Annotated in this window: 15 protein-coding genes; 10 read left to right on the forward strand and 5 right to left on the reverse strand. The window is 75.2% G+C overall.

Going from position 1 to position 16,637, the window contains the following annotated elements:
• Positions 1-42 precede the first annotated feature (42 nt).
• The 3 genes from ACIRST_RS35645 to ACIRST_RS35655 are packed head-to-tail and all read left to right on the forward strand — an operon-like array spanning position 43 to position 3,055.
• Positions 43-1,236, forward strand: coding sequence for a type III PLP-dependent enzyme (locus ACIRST_RS35645; RefSeq protein WP_402807821.1), 1,194 nt, complete (start codon positions 43-45; stop codon positions 1,234-1,236).
• Entirely contained in the window at positions 1,233-1,850 is a 618-nt protein-coding gene (locus tag ACIRST_RS35650; protein WP_402807764.1) for a GNAT family N-acetyltransferase, read from the forward strand. The genes ACIRST_RS35645 and ACIRST_RS35650 overlap by 4 nt, the downstream gene beginning before the upstream one ends.
• 5 nt (positions 1,851-1,855) lie before the next feature.
• Positions 1,856-3,055 carry an MFS transporter gene (locus tag ACIRST_RS35655; protein WP_402807767.1) on the forward strand — a complete coding sequence of 400 codons (1,200 nt, stop codon included), beginning with the start codon at positions 1,856-1,858 and terminating at the stop codon, positions 3,053-3,055.
• 114 nt (positions 3,056-3,169) lie between these two features.
• Here ACIRST_RS35655 and ACIRST_RS35660 read toward each other — a convergent pair whose 3' ends face one another.
• Together ACIRST_RS35660 and ACIRST_RS35665 are read right to left on the reverse strand one after the other, a co-directional pair.
• Positions 3,170-3,559: a MerR family transcriptional regulator gene (locus tag ACIRST_RS35660; protein ID WP_402807769.1), complete on the reverse strand. Its 390-nt coding sequence runs from the start codon at positions 3,557-3,559 to the stop codon at positions 3,170-3,172.
• A 17-nt stretch (positions 3,560-3,576) separates the two neighbouring features.
• Positions 3,577-4,590 (reverse strand): NADP-dependent oxidoreductase, encoded by a 1,014-nt coding sequence (locus tag ACIRST_RS35665; RefSeq protein WP_350525822.1) that lies wholly within the window; start codon positions 4,588-4,590, stop codon positions 3,577-3,579.
• 193 nt (positions 4,591-4,783) lie between these two features.
• Here ACIRST_RS35665 and ACIRST_RS35670 point away from each other — a divergent pair, with 193 nt between their 5' ends.
• Positions 4,784-5,524, forward strand: a complete 741-nt coding sequence (locus ACIRST_RS35670) for a PIG-L deacetylase family protein (RefSeq protein WP_402807772.1) — start codon at positions 4,784-4,786, stop codon at positions 5,522-5,524.
• Here ACIRST_RS35670 and ACIRST_RS35675 read toward each other — a convergent pair.
• The 3 genes from ACIRST_RS35675 to ACIRST_RS35685 all read right to left on the reverse strand — a co-directional run bounded on the left by ACIRST_RS35675 (position 5,521) and on the right by ACIRST_RS35685 (position 7,453).
• Positions 5,521-6,333 (reverse strand): VTT domain-containing protein, encoded by an 813-nt coding sequence (locus ACIRST_RS35675; protein ID WP_402807775.1) that lies wholly within the window; start codon positions 6,331-6,333, stop codon positions 5,521-5,523. The genes ACIRST_RS35670 and ACIRST_RS35675 overlap by 4 nt on opposite strands.
• A gap of 50 nt (positions 6,334-6,383) precedes the next feature.
• On the reverse strand, positions 6,384-6,578 hold the full coding sequence (locus ACIRST_RS35680) for a DUF1918 domain-containing protein (protein WP_350525782.1): 195 nt from the start codon (positions 6,576-6,578) through the stop codon (positions 6,384-6,386).
• A gap of 122 nt (positions 6,579-6,700) precedes the next feature.
• The gene (locus tag ACIRST_RS35685) at positions 6,701-7,453 is read right to left on the reverse strand and encodes a TetR/AcrR family transcriptional regulator (RefSeq protein ID WP_350525783.1); all 753 of its coding nucleotides are present in this window, start codon (positions 7,451-7,453) and stop codon (positions 6,701-6,703) included.
• Between the two features lie 432 nt (positions 7,454-7,885).
• On the opposite strand from ACIRST_RS35685, the gene ACIRST_RS35690 reads away from it, so the two are divergent.
• From ACIRST_RS35690 to ACIRST_RS35715, 6 genes are read left to right on the forward strand one after another with little or no spacing between them, the layout of a single operon-like run.
• Positions 7,886-8,683 carry a phytanoyl-CoA dioxygenase family protein gene (locus tag ACIRST_RS35690; protein ID WP_350525784.1) on the forward strand — a complete coding sequence of 266 codons (798 nt, stop codon included), beginning with the start codon at positions 7,886-7,888 and terminating at the stop codon, positions 8,681-8,683.
• Between the two features lie 11 nt (positions 8,684-8,694).
• Entirely contained in the window at positions 8,695-9,279 is a 585-nt protein-coding gene (locus ACIRST_RS35695) for a DUF6309 family protein (protein ID WP_350525785.1), read from the forward strand.
• Positions 9,276-13,739, forward strand: a complete 4,464-nt coding sequence (locus ACIRST_RS35700; protein WP_402807779.1) for an AMP-binding protein — start codon at positions 9,276-9,278, stop codon at positions 13,737-13,739. Before ACIRST_RS35695 ends, ACIRST_RS35700 begins: the two co-directional genes overlap by 4 nt.
• A gap of 11 nt (positions 13,740-13,750) precedes the next feature.
• Complete coding sequence (locus ACIRST_RS35705; RefSeq protein ID WP_350525823.1) at positions 13,751-15,031, forward strand: aminotransferase class III-fold pyridoxal phosphate-dependent enzyme; 1,281 nt, start codon at positions 13,751-13,753, stop codon at positions 15,029-15,031.
• Positions 15,019-15,882, forward strand: a complete 864-nt coding sequence (locus tag ACIRST_RS35710) for a TauD/TfdA family dioxygenase (protein ID WP_350525787.1) — start codon at positions 15,019-15,021, stop codon at positions 15,880-15,882. Before ACIRST_RS35705 ends, ACIRST_RS35710 begins: the two co-directional genes overlap by 13 nt.
• Entirely contained in the window at positions 15,870-16,637 is a 768-nt protein-coding gene (locus tag ACIRST_RS35715; RefSeq protein WP_402807782.1) for an SDR family oxidoreductase, read from the forward strand. The genes ACIRST_RS35710 and ACIRST_RS35715 overlap by 13 nt, the downstream gene beginning before the upstream one ends.

Consider the following 16,637-nt stretch of genomic DNA (forward strand, 5'->3'; position numbering starts at 1 on the left):
ACCGCGGTCCACAGCGGCGCACCCCGCCCCGACCGGTACGGCCTGCACGACCAGACCGCGTTGCGGGCCGCTCTTGCGGCTGCGACCGATGACCGGATCATCTACGACCTGGACGGCATCGGCCGTCAGTACGCCGCGTTGTGCGCCGAACTGCCGGGTGTCGCGGTGCGGTTCGCGATGAAGGCCTGTCCGGTGGACGAGGTCCTCGGCCACCTCGCCGCACTCGGCTCCGGCTTCGACGCGGCAAGCCCCCAGGAGATCGCCCAGGCACTGCGCACCGGCGTGGCGCCCGAACTGATCCACTACGGCAACACCGTCAAGTCCGACCGCCACATCGCCCAGGCCTACCGGCTGGGCGTGCGCGACTTCGCCACCGACAGCCCCCAGGACCTCGCCGCCATCGCCGAACACGCCCCCGGCTCACGGGTGTTCTGCCGGATCGCGACCAGCGGCGAAGGCGCCCTGTGGGGCCTGAACCACAAGTTCGGCTGCTCACCCGAGGACGCCCTGCGCCTGCTCGACCAAGCCCGAACCGCCGGACTCCTCCCCTCCGGCCTGTCCGTCCACGTCGGCTCCCAGCAGATGACCGCCGAAGCCTGGAGCGCCGCCCTGGACTCCCTCGCCGCCGTCCTGGAAGCCCTCAACTGGCGCGGCATCACCCCCCGGCGCATCAACCTCGGCGGCGGACTGCCCGCCCTCGGCGTCCTCGACCGCCACGGCAACCCCCTCGACCCCCCACTCGACAAGATGTTCACCGTCATCCGCGAAGGCACCGACCGGCTGCGCGCCGTCAACGCCGGACCATTGGAGTTCCTCGTCGAACCCGGACGCCACCTGGTCGCCGACCACGGCGCGATCCGCGCCCACGTCGCCCGCCTCACCACCCGCCACCGCCTCGACGGCACCCGCGAGGACTGGCTCTACCTCAGCTGCGGCAAGTTCAACGGCCTCTACGAGATGGACCAGCTCCAGTACCGCCTGGAGTTCCCCGGCCACCCCGGCGGCCAGTTCGTCAACGCCGTCGTCGCCGGCCCCACCTGCGACAGCGACGACGCCTACACCCACGACGGCGCCCCCGTCCGCGTCCCCCACGCCGTCGCCTCCGGCGACCCCGTCTGGATCCACTCCTGCGGCGCCTACGCCACCGCCTACACCACCCAGGGCTTCAACGGCTTCACCCCCCTGCCCCACACCAGCATCGGCGGCGCCCGGACCCCGAACGGAGACACCCCATGACCGACCCCCGGATCCGACTCCTGCGCGCCGACGACTGGGACACCGTCGTCGCACTCGAAGAACGCGCCTACGCCACCAGCGGCCTCTCCGAAGGCCGCGACGCACTCCAGTCCCGACACCGCACCTCACCCTCCACCTGCTTCGTCCTCGACCACGCAGGCCACGTCGGCGGCTACCTCCTCGCCCTGCCCTACCCCCTCCACCACTGCCCCGACCTCCACCACACCGAAAACACCACCAGCGCCGAACAGCCACCCACCACCAACCTGCACGCCCACGACCTCGTCATCGCCGAACACCTCCGCGGCCACGGCCACGCCCACCGCATGCTGCGCCACCTGGAGGCCACCGCCAGGGCGGCCGGCTACCGGACCCTCTCCCTGGTCGCCGTCCGCGGTTCGCACGTGCTGTGGACCCCACTGGGCTACCGCGCGCGGCCCGAGACCGAGCTGCCCGCGAGCTACGGCGACGAGGCCGTCTACATGACGATGAGTCTGACAACTCGTCAGGAGCCGCTTCGGGTAACGGATTCCCGCGTCCCGGACAGGGCGCTGCCGCTGCCGCACTCCACCGACCCGATCCCCGGGCCCCGCCCCAGAGCCGAAGTGGGCTGATACGCATGTCCCCCGTTCGCGACGACTACCGCCGCTCCCAACTGGCCATCGGCGCACTGTTCTTCGTCCTCGGATTCCAGTACGCGACCTGGGTCTCCCGGGTGCCCGCGCTCAAGGCCGAGCTCGGCCTGGGCGAGGCCCGGATCGGCCTGCTGCTGATGACCTGCGGGATCGGTGCGGCGGTGTCCTTCCCGCTGGTGGCGGTGCTGATGCGGCGGCTCGGCTCCCGCCTGCTCTCGATGCTGTCGGCGCTCGCCCTCGGCGTGATCCTGCTCGCCCTGTCGGTGGTGCCCGACTACCCCGTCACCGTGCTGGTGCTGTTCTGCGACGGTGTCGCGGTCGGCTGCCTGAACGTCGCCATGAACGCCCAGGGCGCCGCCCTGGAGGCCCGGTTCGAACGGGCCACCATGTCCCGGCTGCACGCCACGTTCAGCGCCGGCTCCCTCCTCGCCGCGCTGCTGGCCTCCGCCGTCAACGCCTTCACCGGCACCCTGGCCGTGCACTTCGGGCTGGCCGCCGCACTGCTCGCGGCCGTGGTCGCCGCCGCCCGGCCGGGCCTGCTGGCCGACGAGCCGCAGCAGACCGCCGCCGAGGAGGAGAAGGAGGACCGCCGCGGTTTCGTCCTGCCGACCGTCGCGACGCTCTGGATGGGCCTCGCGATGGTGTTCGGCACCGTCACCGAGGGCGCCATGAACGACTGGTCGGCGCTCTACCTCAAGGACGTCGTGCACGCGGGCGCCGGCCTCGCCCCGCTGGGCATCGCCGTCGTCTCGGTGATGATGGTGTGCGCCCGGATCTTCGCCGACGGCTGGCGCACCCGCTTCGGCGACGGCCGCATCGTTCGCACCGGCAGCCTGCTGGCCGGCCTCGGCCTCGCCCTCGCCCTGCTGGTCGGCGGCGTGCTGCCGACCCTCCTCGGCTTCGCCTGCGTCGGCCTCGGCGTCGCGGCGGTCACCCCCTGCGTCTACGTCGCCGCCGCCCGCCGCGGCGCCGACGCGCTCTCCCTGGTCGCCGCCATGGGCACCACCGGCCTGCTCGCCGGCCCCGCCGTGATCGGCTTCGTCGCCGGCGCCACCAGCCTCGTCTGGGGCATGGCCGCCGTCGCCACCTCCGCCGCCCTCGTCTCCCTCTGCGCCACCCGCATCACCTGGCCGTCCACCGGCGCCCGGGACACCCCCACCCGGGAAGCACCCGCCACCACCTGACCCACCCCCACCCCCACCCCCAGTCCTCGCCCGGCACCTCGCGCCCTCCCCCGCGCAACGTGCCGGGCGAGCCCGATCCGCGCTCCGCCCCCGTCCACCCGAGAGCCCGCTCGCTCAGGCGGACGGGACGTCCGCGCCGTTGGTGGCGATGTGGTGGGCGAGCTTGGTGCGGAGGTCGGTGAGGCGGGCGATCTCTGCGTCGAGGGTGGCCAGGCGGGCGCGGACGACGGGGGCGTAGGTCTCCGGGCCCGGGTCGGCCGTGCAGCGGCGCGGCGGGTCCTCGGCGAGCAGGTCCAGCCGGTGCGGACGACTGGCCAGGTCGTCCACCGTCAGCCCCACGGCGAGGAGCCGGCGGATCACCCGGACCCGGGCGATCTCGGCCGGGCCGTACTCCCGCTGGCCGGAGGCGGACCGGGCGGGCGGGCGCAGCAGCCCGCGCTGTTCGTAGAAGCGCAGTGCCCTGGGGGTGGTGCCCGCCGCTGCCGCCGCGTCCCCGATCCGCATACCCGCCCCTCCCGTCGTCAGAGCTCCACGATGGTCGCCCCGAAGGTGTCCCCGGTGAACACTCGGGACAACGCCTGCGGGGCCCGATCGATGCCCGCGACCGGTGTCCACGGAAAGGTGAGTTCCCCGCTGCGCAACCAGGCACCGAGGCGTTCGCGCCACTCGGCCTCCAGGCCCGGGTGGTCGAGCAGGGTGAAGCCGCGCACGCTGAGGCCGAGGGTGACGATCCGGAAGCTGTCGACCACCGCGGGCGAGTTGCCGCCGGAGAGCCCCGGGTCGAGCTGCCCGGACACCGCGCCGACCACGGCGAACCGGGCGCCCCGCCGGGCCGCGTCCACCGCGGCGGTCAGCTGCTCACCGCCGACCAGGTCCAGGACGACGTCGAGCCCGTCCGGTGCCGCCTCGGCCAGGAGCTCGGCGAACGGCCGCTCGCCGGTCACCAGCACGGCGTCGTAGCCGAGTTCGGCGGTCAGCCGCTCCGCCTTGGCGGGTGAGCGGGTGGTGCCGATCACCCGCGCGGCGCCGAGCAGTCGGGCGACCTGCCCGGCCAGGGAGCCGACCGCGCCCGCCGCACCGGTCACCAGCACCACGTCGCCCGGGTGCACCTCGGCGCAGCGGGTCAGTCCGCCGTAGCCGGCCGAGGCGGCGGAGACCAGGGCGAGCGGGTCCGGGAAGTCCGGCGGGACCGGGGTGAAGCCGGCGGCGTCCGCCACCGCGTGGTCCCGCCACCCGTGCAGGTGGGTCACCAGGTCGCCCGGGCGCAGCGGCCCGTGCTCCGGCGCGGCGAGCACCTCCCCGAGGGCGGGCCCGAACAGCGCGTCCCCGGGCTCGACGTGGGGCACCAGCAGGCCGGTGCCGGCGCCGCTGATCACCGTGCGCAGCGCGGGGAAGACCAGGAAGGCCCGGTTGCGGACCAGCACCTGCCCGGGCCCGGGCTCCGGCAGCGGCTCCTCGGCCACGGTGAAGTCCTCGGGGGCGGGCAGCCCGCGCGGCCGGGTGGTCAGTCGGACGACTCGGGTGGTGGTGGGCAGGGGCACGGCAGCGCTCCTCGTGAGAAGGGGAAGCCCGTCGATGGGGCGCCCGGACGCTAACCCCTGACGCCTGCGTCAGGGGCAAGCGCAGCGGTCGATCAGGTGTCTGACGGTGTGTGAGGGGCGGAAGTCTTCTAGAGTCACCGGCGGTACGACCGTACGACCGTGAGCCGGACCGAGAGGGAAGAGCAGCATGACCGAGCAGGCCCCCGCGCCCTTCGAGCACGTGGACGAGGACTGGCAGACGGCGCTGGCGATCGTCGCCCACCCCGACGACATGGAGTACGGCGGCGCCGCGGCCGTCGCCCGCTGGACCTCGCAGGGCAAGAAGGTCGTCTACGTGATGGTCACCAGCGGCGAGGCGGGCATCGACTCGCTGGACCCCGCCGAGTGCGGGCCGCTGCGGGAGGCCGAGCAGCTCGCCTCGGCGCGCGTGGTCGGCGTGGACACCGTCGAGTTCCTCGGCCACCCGGACGGCGTGGTGGAGTACGGGCTGCCGCTGCGCCGGGACATCGCCCGCGCGGTGCGCCGGCACCGCCCGGACGTCGTGATCACCAGCAACTTCCGGGAGACCTACGGTGGGGTGTTCCTCAACCAGGCCGATCACATCGCGGTCGGCCGGGCGACCCTGGACGGCGTCCGGGACGCCGGGAACCGCTGGGTGTTCCGCGAACTGGTGGCGGAGGGCCACGAGCCGTGGAACGGCGTGCGGCAGATCTGGGCGGCGGCCTCGCCGGAGGCGAAGCACGCGGTGGACACCACCGACACCTTCGACCGGGGCGTGGCCTCGCTGGAGGAGCACAAGGCGTACCTGGCCGGGCTCGGCGGGCAGATGGCGGACGCCCGGGAGTTCCTGGAGGGCTTCGGCCGGGGCGCGGGCAGCCGGCTGGGGACGCGCTTCGCGGTGCCGTTCGAGGTGTTCCCGCTGAGCTAGTCGGACGGTTCGTCGGACTCGGGTCCGGGATCGGCCGCGGAGTCGGTCCCGGAGTCGGTCGTGGTACCGGCCGCGGAGTCGGTCGCGGTACCGGAGCCCGCTGCGGTTCCGGTGTCGGCCGTGGCCTCGGTGCCGTCCGGCGTCCCCGTGTCGGCTGCGCCCTCGGCGTCGGCGCCCTCGCGGCGCCGGCGCCGGTAGCGCAGCACCTGCCGCAGCAGGAGGGCGGCGACCAGCACCCCGAGGCCGATCGCGAACCAGAGCTGGTAGCGGATCGCCGTCCGGTACACCGCGCCGATGTTGGCGCCGGCCAGGTAGCCGAAGGTGCCCCAGACGGCCGTCCACAGCACCGCGCCGAGGATGTTGAACGGCAGGAACCGGCGCCAGGGCATCCCGGTGGTCCCGGCGATGATGCCGTTGGTCTGGCGCAGCACGTCCACGAAGCGGGCGACCGTGACGACCTTGCCGCCGTTGCGTTCGAAGAAGCCGTCCGCGCGCTCCATCCGGCCCGGGGTGAGCAGGACGTAGCGGCCCCACCGGTGGACGAAGGCGCGGCCGCCGGTGCGGCCGATCAGGTAGCCGAGGCTGTTGCCGAGGGTGGCGGCGACCGCTGCGATCACCAGGACGGCGGCGAAGTCCAGGTGCCCGGCGCCGGCGTACACCGAGGCGAGGACCAGGATGGTCTGCCCGGGCACCGGGATGCCGCAGTTGTCGAGCAGCACGAGCAGCGCCACCGCGAGGTACCCGTAGTGGTCCAGCAGTGGCGCGAGCCCGGCGAGTGCCCCGGGCAGCGGGGTGGTGGGGGCGGACACCGCTCCTCACCACCTCGCGCGGTCGGGGCGCGGGGTGGCAGGGGCGTCGGTCAGCGTCCCGCCTGACGCGTTTCGATGTTGCAGTCGGGGCCGGGGTAGATCAGACCCTCGTGGCCGTCCTCGAAGCGGACCATGTACGGCGGCTGGCCGTCGGCGCCGCGCACCTCGATGATCTCGCCCTTCTGGTCCACCATGCCCACCGACCTGCTGTGGATGTGGAGCTGGTCACCTACCGCTGCGTGCATGGTCTGCTCCTCGGGTCGTGGAGGCCGCCTCCGCGGCCGTTCCGCTATCCACTGTGCTGCGGGGGCGGCGGGCTCGCAACGCCTCGGGCGGACGGGACGCGGGGGGAACCCCGGGCCGGGCGTCAGCGGGCGGGCAGCTGTTGCACGAGGTAGCCGCGGACCAACCGCTTGCACTCGGCGATCAGTGTGGGATCACCGTCCGGGTCCCCGCGGAAGGCCAGTTTGAGCACCGCGTCGGCCGCCTCCAGGGCGACCCGCAGGGTCAGTGTGGTGGCCGCCGGGTCGCCGGCCCGGAAGAGTTCGCCGCCGAGTGCCTGCAGGCGCAGGGCGACGGCGGTGTTGTTGTCCACGCCCGTGTCCAGCAGGTGCCGGTCGTCGCGGACCCCGGCGGGGACGACGGGCCCGGCCAGGCCGAAGTCGACCTGGCCGAAACCGGGCACCGTGCGCTTCATCGCCACGAACTCCTCCACCGCGAGGTCGGTGAAGACCGCCGGATCGACCGGGGCCGCGGCGGTCAGCCGGGCGTCGAGGCGCTGGAGGTAGCGGTCGAGGTTGCGGCCGGCGAGCGCGGCCAGCAGGTCCTCCTTGCCGGCGAAGAACTGGTAGAGGGTGCCGATCGGCACTTGCGCGCGGTGGGCGACCTCCTTGGTGGTGAGCGCGGTCGCCCCGACCTCGTCCAGCAGCCCGGCGCAGGCGTCCAGGATGCGGCCGTACCGCTCCTGGCTGCGCTGCTGGACCGGGCGCCGCCGGGCCGACGGGGCCGTCCGTCCCGCCGGCTCGTGACGCCGGGTGCCCACGAACGCACCCGCCTCGCTGCCCTCGGCGGCCGCGTCGCGCAACGCGCACCGTTCGATTGGCTCGCTCCGCTCGCTCATGGGCTCACTCTGCCGCATTCGCCGTGGTGGCGGCGAATCACCGGGGCCGGAGCGGCCCGGAGTGCTCCGTGGGGGAGGAATCGACTGGTGGCCGGAGCTGAACGGCACGGTGGCGGGAAGGTGTCCACGAGTTGGCTTTGGTCTTGTCGTGGACGCGAAGACCGGTTCATACTCCTGGGGCGGACTACCTTGTGTGATCGGCCCGTGTCTCTTCGTGGTGATCGCGATTCGGTCGTGGCCGCCGTGACGACCGCGGCCGCCGTGACGGCCGTGACGGCCGTGGCGGCCAGGGCGACTGTGGCGACCGTGACGACTGTGACGGCCGTGACGGGCGTTCCGCCGGCGCCGCAGGTCCGGATCACCCCGTGTGCCGCCTGACTCGTGCCACGTCCCGTTGCTCGTCCCGTCGAACGGAAGGAGGGGGTCGGCCCGGTGACGCTGTCCCAGGGAGGGCGTGAGGCCCTCGACACCGCGAACCGCCGGCAGTTCCTGGAGTCCGGGTACCTGGTCCTGCCCGGCCTGCTGCCGGAAGCACTGCGCGAACGACTCGTCCCCGAGGTGGACCGGTGGGTGGACGAGGGGCTGCGGGCCCGCTCCATCGCGGCCTGCGCCGACCCCGCCCGGAACGGCCCGCCCCCGCTGCTGGAACTGGAGTTGCCGGCGCACGGCGAACTCCTCACCCACCCGCCGTTGTTGGGCGCCCTGACCCGCCTGCTCGGGCCGTCCTTCGTCTTCCACCACCTGCACAGCGACCGCCAGGCCCCGGACATCCCCGGCAAGCCCTGGCACCACGACTGCGAGCCCAACGACCGCGCCGACCCGTCGCTGCTGATGGTCCACGCGCTGCACTACCTCGGCGGCCTGGACGAGAAGGTCGGCAGCCTGGCCGTGCTGCCCGGCTCGCACCGCGGCACCGCCGACAGGTCCGCCTTCGCCCACCGCGGCACCGCGGAACTGCCCGGCGAGGTGGTCATCGACCGGCTGCCGCCCGGCTCGACCGTACTGCTCAACTCGGCGCTGTTCCACACCCGCAGGCCGGCGCCCGACGGGCCGGGCCGGAACCGGTACTTCATCGACGCCTCCTACTGCCAGGTGGGCGCGCGCTGGCGCCCGGTGAAGCCGTACTGGCGGCAGATGCTCGCCCGCGCCCGAGAACTGGACCTGGCCGACGGCCAGTGGCCCGAGCTGTTCGCGGAACGGCACTTCACCGAGTACACCGGAACCGTCTGAGGAGCCCTGCCGTGAAGATCGTCACCGCCGTCGCCTACTCCGAGGTCCACGACGCCTACCTGCGGGACCACCCGGTGGAGCGGGCCCACGAGGCGAACAGCAACGTGTACGGGGAGGAGAACCTCGAACGCGCCGACCGCATGCCCGGCGGCTGGTGGCGCGTCCGGCTGTCACGCGCGGACGTCCTGGGCGTCGTGCTGCCCTGGCACCTCAGTGAGGGCGGGGAGCTCGAACTGGTACCGCGCACCGGGCTGACGGTGGGGGAGGCGGCCGCCCGGGTCCGCTCCGGCGGGGCCGCCTGGACGGCCGCCAACCCGGTCTGCGCGGCCAAGCTGAAGCTGCTGCGGCGGGCCCCGTTCACGCCGCTGTTCCTCAGCAGCGCGCCGGTCGACCACTCCGACTACGGGGAGCTGTCCGCCCGGGCCGGACTGATCCACCTCGACGGCCTGCACCGCATGCTGGCCTGGGAGTTGGCCGGTCGGCTGCCCGCCCGGGCGGTGCTGGACGGGTACCTGGTGGGCGACGCCGGGCTGCCGGGCGGGCGGCTGCCGGCCCGGGGGGCCCGGGCGGGCCGGGCGGGGGACGAGTCGGCGTGAGCCCCGCGACGCAGCACGCCCGCTCCGCACCGTCCGCCTGCGCCGCCCGCTCCCTGCCCGCGCTGCTCGCCCGCCTCGCCCGGGCCCACCCAGGCCGGCCGGCGCTGAGCGACGGCGTGCGCAGCGTCGACTACCGCACGCTGGACGCGGCGGCCGGCCGGATCGCCGCCCGGCTGGCCGCCGCCGGCACCGGGCGCGGGGACCGGGTCGCCCTGGTCGGGCCCCGGGACGCCCGGATGCTGGTGCTGCTGCACGGGGTGCTGCGCTCGGGCGCGGCGGCCGTGCTGGCCGACCCGGACTGGTCGCCGGCCGACCTCGCCCGGCGGCTCGCCGCCGTACGGGTGGCCCGGGTCCTCGCCACGGAGGGCGGGCTCGGCGGGGAGGTGCTGGACGTCGAGGCGCTGCCCGAGCGGCCGGTACCCCGACCCCGGGACGGGCGGGATGACCGGGAGGGCCGGGAGGGCCGGGAAGGCCAGGGGGACGGGGAGACCAGGGACGAGGTGCTGCCCGAGGACGTCGCCTACCTGTCCTTCACCTCCGGGTCGAGCGGCGAGCCCAAGGCCGTCGCCGTCACCCACGCCAACGCCGTGCACTACGCGCAGGCGCTGGCCGGACGGCTCGCCCTCACCGAGGCCGACGCGCCGTGCACCGCGCACGTCACCACGCTGGCCGCGGACCTCGGCCACACCGCCTGGCTGCTCGCCCTCGCCACCGGCGGCTCGGTGCACGTCGTCCCGGACCGCGAGGTGCGCGACCCGGACGCCTTCTGGGCCTCGCTGCGGCGCGCCGGGGTGACCGTGCTGAAGACCACCCCCTCGCACCTGACCGCCCTGCTGGAGGGCCGCCCGGCGGACGCGCCGCCGCTGCACACCGTGCTGCTCGGCGGCGAGCCGCTGCCCCGGCCGCTCGCCGCCGCCCTGCTCGACGGCGGCACCACCGCCCGGCTGGCCAACCACTACGGGCCGACCGAGACCACCGTCGGCGCCACCTGCCTGCTCGCCACCGACGCCCGCCAACTCCCCGCGGAGGAGCCGACCGTACCGATCGGCACCCCGATCGGCGAGGTGCTGCTCACCGTGGTGGACGGCGCCGGGCGGGCGGTGCCCGACGGCACGGCGGGGGAACTGCTGATCGGCGGGCGCGGCGTCACCGCCGGGTACTTCGGGCGCCCGGTCGAGACGGCCCGCGGCTTCGTCCACCGCGACGGCCGGCTGATGTACCGCACCGGTGACCTGTGCCGGCGGCGGGCGGACGGGAACCTGGTCTTCCTGGGCCGGGTGGACCGCCAGGTGAAGGTGCGCGGCTACCGGGTGGACCTCGCCGAGGTCGAGCGCGCCATGGACGGCTACCCGGGCGTCGTCCGCTCGGCGGCGCTGCTCCGGGAGACCGCCGTCGGCAGTCAACTGCTCGGCGCGGTACGGCTGTCGGGTGGCATCGAGGCGGTCGACGGCCTCGACGCGTACCTGCGGGACCGCCTGCCGGGCTACTCGGTGCCCCAGCCGGTCCTGGTGCTGCCGGACTTCCCGGTGGGGCCGAACGGCAAGCTCGACCGCCGACGGCTGGGCGAGCTGGTGGCCGAACTGGTCGAGGCCCGGGCGCAGTCCCCGGGTGACACATCGGCCGGCCGGCACGGCCTGGCCGGGGAGATCGCCCGGTTCTGGGCCGGCGCGCTCGGACTGCCCGCGGTCGGTCCGCGGGCCGACGTGCTGGGCCTCGGCGGGGACTCCATCCTCGCCATGCGCACCGTCGCGTTCCTGCGGCGCTCGGGCCTGCGGGTCGCCTACGAGGACTACTACCGGCACCCGACGGCGGAGGGCCTGGCGGCCGCCGCCGTCCCGGCCGCACCGTCCCTCCCGGGTCCGCTCGCCGGTGCCGACGCCGGTAGCGGTAGCGGCATCGGCACCGACGCCGACGCCGATGTCGTTCGACTCGCCCCGGCGCAGCGCTGGTTGTACCGGCAGCGGACCCTGCAGGACGTGCGGCACTGGAACCAGTCCGTGCTGCTGCGCTGTCGCACCGCCGTGGACCCGGTGGCGCTCACGGCGGCCGTCGCGGCCGTCCTGGAACGCCACCCGGCGCTGCGCCGGCCGGTCTCCCCGGGCGGTTGCGGCGCACCCCGGCCGGTGCCCGAACTCGACCCGGTCTCCTACTCCCGGATCCCGCGCGCGGCCGGCCCGATCGCCGACACGATCGCCGGGGTCTGCACCGAACTCCACCGCAGCCTCGACCCGTTGGCCGGCCGGCTGCTGCGCGTCCACCTGTTCTCGGGCCCGCCCGGGACGGACGACCGGCTCGCGCTGATCGCGCACCACCTGGTGGTCGACGGGCTGTCCTGGCGGATCCTGCTCGACGACCTCGCGCACGCGTACCGGGCGGTGCTGGACCAGAAGCCGGCCGAGCTGCCGCCGACGGCGGACTTCTACGCCTGGGCGGCGGCCGCCCCGGCGGCGCCGGCCGAGCCCGGGGCTGCGGCTGCCGGAGTTCGGACCGCGCCCGTCGCGCCCGCCGTCGGGGCTCCTGCGCCGCCCGTGACCCGGCCCGGCGCGCTCAGTTGGGCGCTCGACGCGGACGCCACCGCCCGGCTGGTCGGCCGGTACGGCGGCGGGGCCGGGCTGGAGGCCATGCTGCTCGCCGCCTTCGCCGGAGCCGTCACCGGCTGGAGCGGCCGTCCCGGGTTCGCCGTCGAGGTCGAGACCCACGGCCGGGACGCCGCCGGCGATCCGGGTGAGTTCCTGGACACCGTCGGCTGGTTCACCGCCGTCAAGCACGTCGAGCTGCCGGCCGGGGCGGATCCGCAGACGGTGGCGCGGCGGCTGCGCGAGGCGCCCGTCCGACCGATGGACGCGCCCGGGGACGCGCCGGGGGATGCGCGGGGGGATGCGCCGGGGGAGCGGCCCGCCGCCGGGTTCAACTTCCTCGGGACCTTCCGGCTGCCCGAGGAGCCCGCCCTGGACTGGACGGTCGCCGAGGAGCAGGCCGGTACGGCCCGCTGCGCCGGGGGCGACCCGCTGTACGAACTGCGGCTCACCGCGCGGATCGTGGAGCAGCGGCTGGTCACCGACCTGGTGTACGGGTGGCCGGCGCTGTCGCACCACGCCGCCGAGCGGATCACCGGCGCGTTCGCCGAGGCCGTGGCCACCGAGGCGGGCGTCGGGACGACGCGGGCCGGGACGGTGCGAGCGCGGCCCGTCCGCGCCCCGCTCTCCACCTCCGGCCAGCTGCTGCACCCGGGTGTCCCGCCGACCGCCCGGGCGACGGTGCGCGAACCCGCCCGGGTGCTGCTCACCGGCGCCACCGGCTACCTCGGGCGGCACCTGCTGGACGCCTTCCTCCGCCGCGGCGCCGACGTCACCTGCCTGGTGCGGGCCGCCGACGACGCCGGGGCCCTGGACCGGCTGGGCCACGGCGCGTTCCGTGCGGTCCACGCCGTCGCCGGGGACGTCGACCGGGAGGGCCTCGGCCTCTCCCCGGCCGGGCTGGAGCGGGCCAGGGACGCACGGATCGTCGTGCACGCGGCGGCGGACGTCCGGCTGGTGGCCTCGCCGGACGAGCTGGAGCGCACCAACCACACGGCGGTGCGACGCCTGCTCGACTGGGTCGGGGAGCACGCCCCGGCCGCCGGTGTCCACCACGTCTCCACGCTCGCCGTCTCCGGCGGCGTGGACGGCCCGCCGCGTCGCTTCAGTGAGGCGGACCTCGGGATCGGGCAGCACTTCCGCACCCCGTACGAGCGGACCAAGTACCGCGCGGAGCAGGCCGTCCGGGCCTGGGCCGCCGGCGGGCACGCCGCCTACCTGCACCGCAGCGGCCACATCGCGGCGCACAGCCGGACCGGCGCGTTCCAGGCCAACACCGGCGACAACCGGATCTACCAGCTGATCCGCGGCTACCTGCTGGCGGGCGCCGCCCCCAGCCGGCCGGCCACCGCGTTCGCGTTCTCGCACGTGGACACGGTGGCCGCCGGGATCGCCGCGATCGCCCTCGACCCGTACGCCGCGCCGGGCGCCTACCACGTCGAATCGCCGTACGAGGTCCCGCACGACGAACTGGTCGGCTGGCTCGCCGGGCAGGGCCGCCGGGTGCGGCTCACCGACGAGGAGACCTTCGCGGCCGCGATCGCCGAGGCCGAGCGGCGGCACCCGACGGCCGCCCGGCTGGCCGCGGCCTGGGCGCAGCAGGAGGAGCGCAACGTCCGGGTGGACAGCGGGTACACCGCGGCCGTGCTGGACCGGCTGGGCGTGCGCTTCACCGCCCCGACCCCGCAGTGGTGGGCGGCCGCGCTGGCCTGGGCCGCCGAGGCCGGTTTCCTGCCGCCCGCCGACCCGTCCCGACCCGCCGACCCGTCCCGACCCGCCGACTCGGCCCGACCCGCCCCCGAAGGGCCCCGAAGCCCGCGAAGTCCCCGAGAAACCCGAATCACCCGAGGTCCCGAAGCTTCCGAAGGCAGGACTCACCCGTGAAGGCAGGCCCCGTGTCCCAGCTCTCCCCGGTGCTCAAGCAGGCCACCCCGGTCGTCGCCGTGCGCGGCGAGGGCCTCCACCTCTACGACGCCGAGGGCCGCCGGTACCTCGACTTCACCTCCGGCGTGGGGGTGACCAGCACCGGCCACTGCCACCCGAGGGTGGTGGAGGCCGTCCGCGAGCAGGCCGGCCGGCTGATCCACGGCCAGTACACCACCGTGCTGCACGACCGGCTGCTGACCCTCACCGAGCGGCTCGGCGAGGTGCTGCCGCCCGGCCTGGACTCGCTGTTCTACGCCACGGCCGGCACCGAGGCGGTGGAGGCGGCGCTGCGGCTCGCCCGGCACGCCACCGGACGGCAGAACGTCATCGTCTTCGAGGGGTCCTTCCACGGCCGCACGATGGGCGCGGCCTCGCTCACCACGGCCGGCACCCGGTTCCGGGCGGGCATCGGCCCGCTGGTGCCCGGGGTCGCGGTGGCGCCCTTCCCGGCGGCCTTCCGCCTCGGCCTGTCCGAGGAGGAGGCGGTGCGGTACGCGCTGCGCGGACTGGACGAGGTGTTGGCCACCGTGTCCGCGCCCGCCGAGACGGCGGCGATGTTCGTCGAGCCGGTGCTCGGCGAGGGCGGCTACGTCCCCGCCCCGCCCGGCTTCCTCGCGGGGCTGCGCGAGCGCGCCGACCGGCACGGCATCCTGCTGGTGGTGGACGAGGTGCAGACCGGCTTCGGCCGCACCGGCCGGTTCTGGGCCCACGGGTACGAGGTGGGCGTCCGCCCCGATGTGCTGGTCACCGCCAAGGGCCTGGCCAGCGGCTTCCCGCTGTCCGCGATCGCCGCGCCCGCCGCGCTGATGGGCCGTGCCTGGCCGGGCTCGCAGGGCGGCACGTACGGCGGGAACCCGGTGGCCTGCGCGGCCGCCCTGGCGACCCTGGACGTGCTGCACGAGGAACGGCTGGTCGAGAACGCGGCCGCGCAGGGCGCGCGACTGCTGGCCGGGCTGCGGAGGGTCGCCGCCGAGGCGCCCGGGATCGCCGACGTCCGGGGGCTCGGGCTGATGGCCGCGAGCGAGTTCTGCCACCCGGACGGCGCGCCGGACCCGGAGGCCGCCCGGCGCGCCCAACAGGCCGCCGCCGAGCATGGGTTGCTGCTGTTGCTCTGCGGGATCCACCTCAACGTGGTCCGGATGATCCCCGCGCTGGTGGTCACGGCCGGGCAGATCGACGAGGCGCTGGAGCTCTGGGCGAAGGCCGTCGTGGCCGGACGCCGACAGGAAGGGGAACCATGGACGCGGTGACGGAAATCGGCTGGAGCAGCCTGGAGTTGGAGGCCCGGCGGGAGCTCTGGTCGCTCCCGCTGGGCGAGGAGGAGCGGCGGCTGCTGTGGGCCGACGCGCGGGCCGGGCGGTGGGGTGCGGCGGAGCCGGTGCGCGCCCGGCTGCGGGACTTCGTCCGGGACGCCGTCGCCTCCGTCGGCGTGACCCACGTCAGCGGCCTGGTGGACCCGGCACGCCCGGAGAAGGAGATCACCGGGGTGCTCTCCTTCCTGCTGCGGGACTACGGCCGGATCGTCCCGCAGAACGGGCGCGGCGACCTCACCTCGGTGCTGCGCGACCAGGACGGCGACGGCAACACCGAACTCGGCTTCCACTGCGACACCTGTGACCTCCTCATCCTGCTCTGCCTGCGTCCCGCCTTCGACGGCGGCGGGTTGACCAAGCTGGCGAGCGCACGGCACGTCCACGACCTGATCGAGCGGGAGCGCCCGGACGCGCTGGCCACGCTCTGCGAGGACTGGACCTTCGACCGGACCGGCCGGGCGGGCCCGCAGCTGGTGGTCACCCCGATCCTCTACCACCGGAAGGAGGGGACGGTCGGCTGCTACTACCAGACCCGCACCGTCCGCTCCTCCCCGGACCGCGGCGGGCCGGAGTTGACGGACCGTCAGTGGGAGGCGCTGGGCGTGCTGGACGAGGTGCTGTACCGGCCGGAGATCGCCTTCGGCCTGCCGATGGCCGCCGGTGACCTGCTGATCATCCGCAACAGCCGTGTGCTGCACGGGCGTTCGCCGTTCGTCGACGAACCCGGCCGGTACGCCCGGAGGATGCTGAGGATCTGGGTGAACGAGGGGGAGGAATGGGCGCGTTGACCGCACCGCACGGCCGGGTGGCGATCGTCACCGGCGGCGGCAGCGGGCTCGGCCGGGCCTCGGCGCTGGCCCTGCTGGAGGCCGGCTGGACCGTCGCGGTGGCCGGGCGGCGCAAGGACGCCCTGGAGGAGACCGCCGCCCTGGCCGGCGAGGCCGCCGCCCGGGTGCTGCCCGTCCCGACCGACATCCGTAGCCCCGCGGAGGTCGCCCGGCTCTTCGACACCGTCCGGGACCGGTACGGCCGGCTGGACCTGCTGTTCAACAACGCGGGCGCCGCCACCCCGCGCCGGCCGATCACCGAGACCCCGTTCGAGGACTGGAACCGGGTGCTGGACACCATCGTCACCGGCGGTTTCCTCTGTGCGCGCGAGGCCTTCCGGGTGATGAGCACCCAGTCCCCGCAGGGCGGGCGGATCATCAACAACGGCGCGCCCTCGGCCCACGTGCCGCGTCCCAACTCCATCGCGTACACGGCCGCCAAGCACGCCGTCCTCGGCCTCACGAAGGTGCTCGCCCTGGACGGCCGCCCGTACGGCATCTCCTGCGGTCAGATCGACGTCGGCAACGTCAGCCCCGTCGACGGCGGGCCGCAGCCGGCCGCGCTGCAGGCCGACGGGACGATGGCCGTCGAGGCGACCATCCCGGTGGACCGCTTCACCGAGGCGCTGGTCCTGATGGCCTCCCAGCCGCCGGACACCACCATCCAGTCCCTGGTCGTGCTGCCGGCCACCATGCCGTTCGTCGGGAGGGGGTGA

This window comes from Kitasatospora sp. NPDC101447 (assembly GCF_044767225.1).
Taxonomy (GTDB): Bacteria; Actinomycetota; Actinomycetes; order Streptomycetales; family Streptomycetaceae; genus Kitasatospora.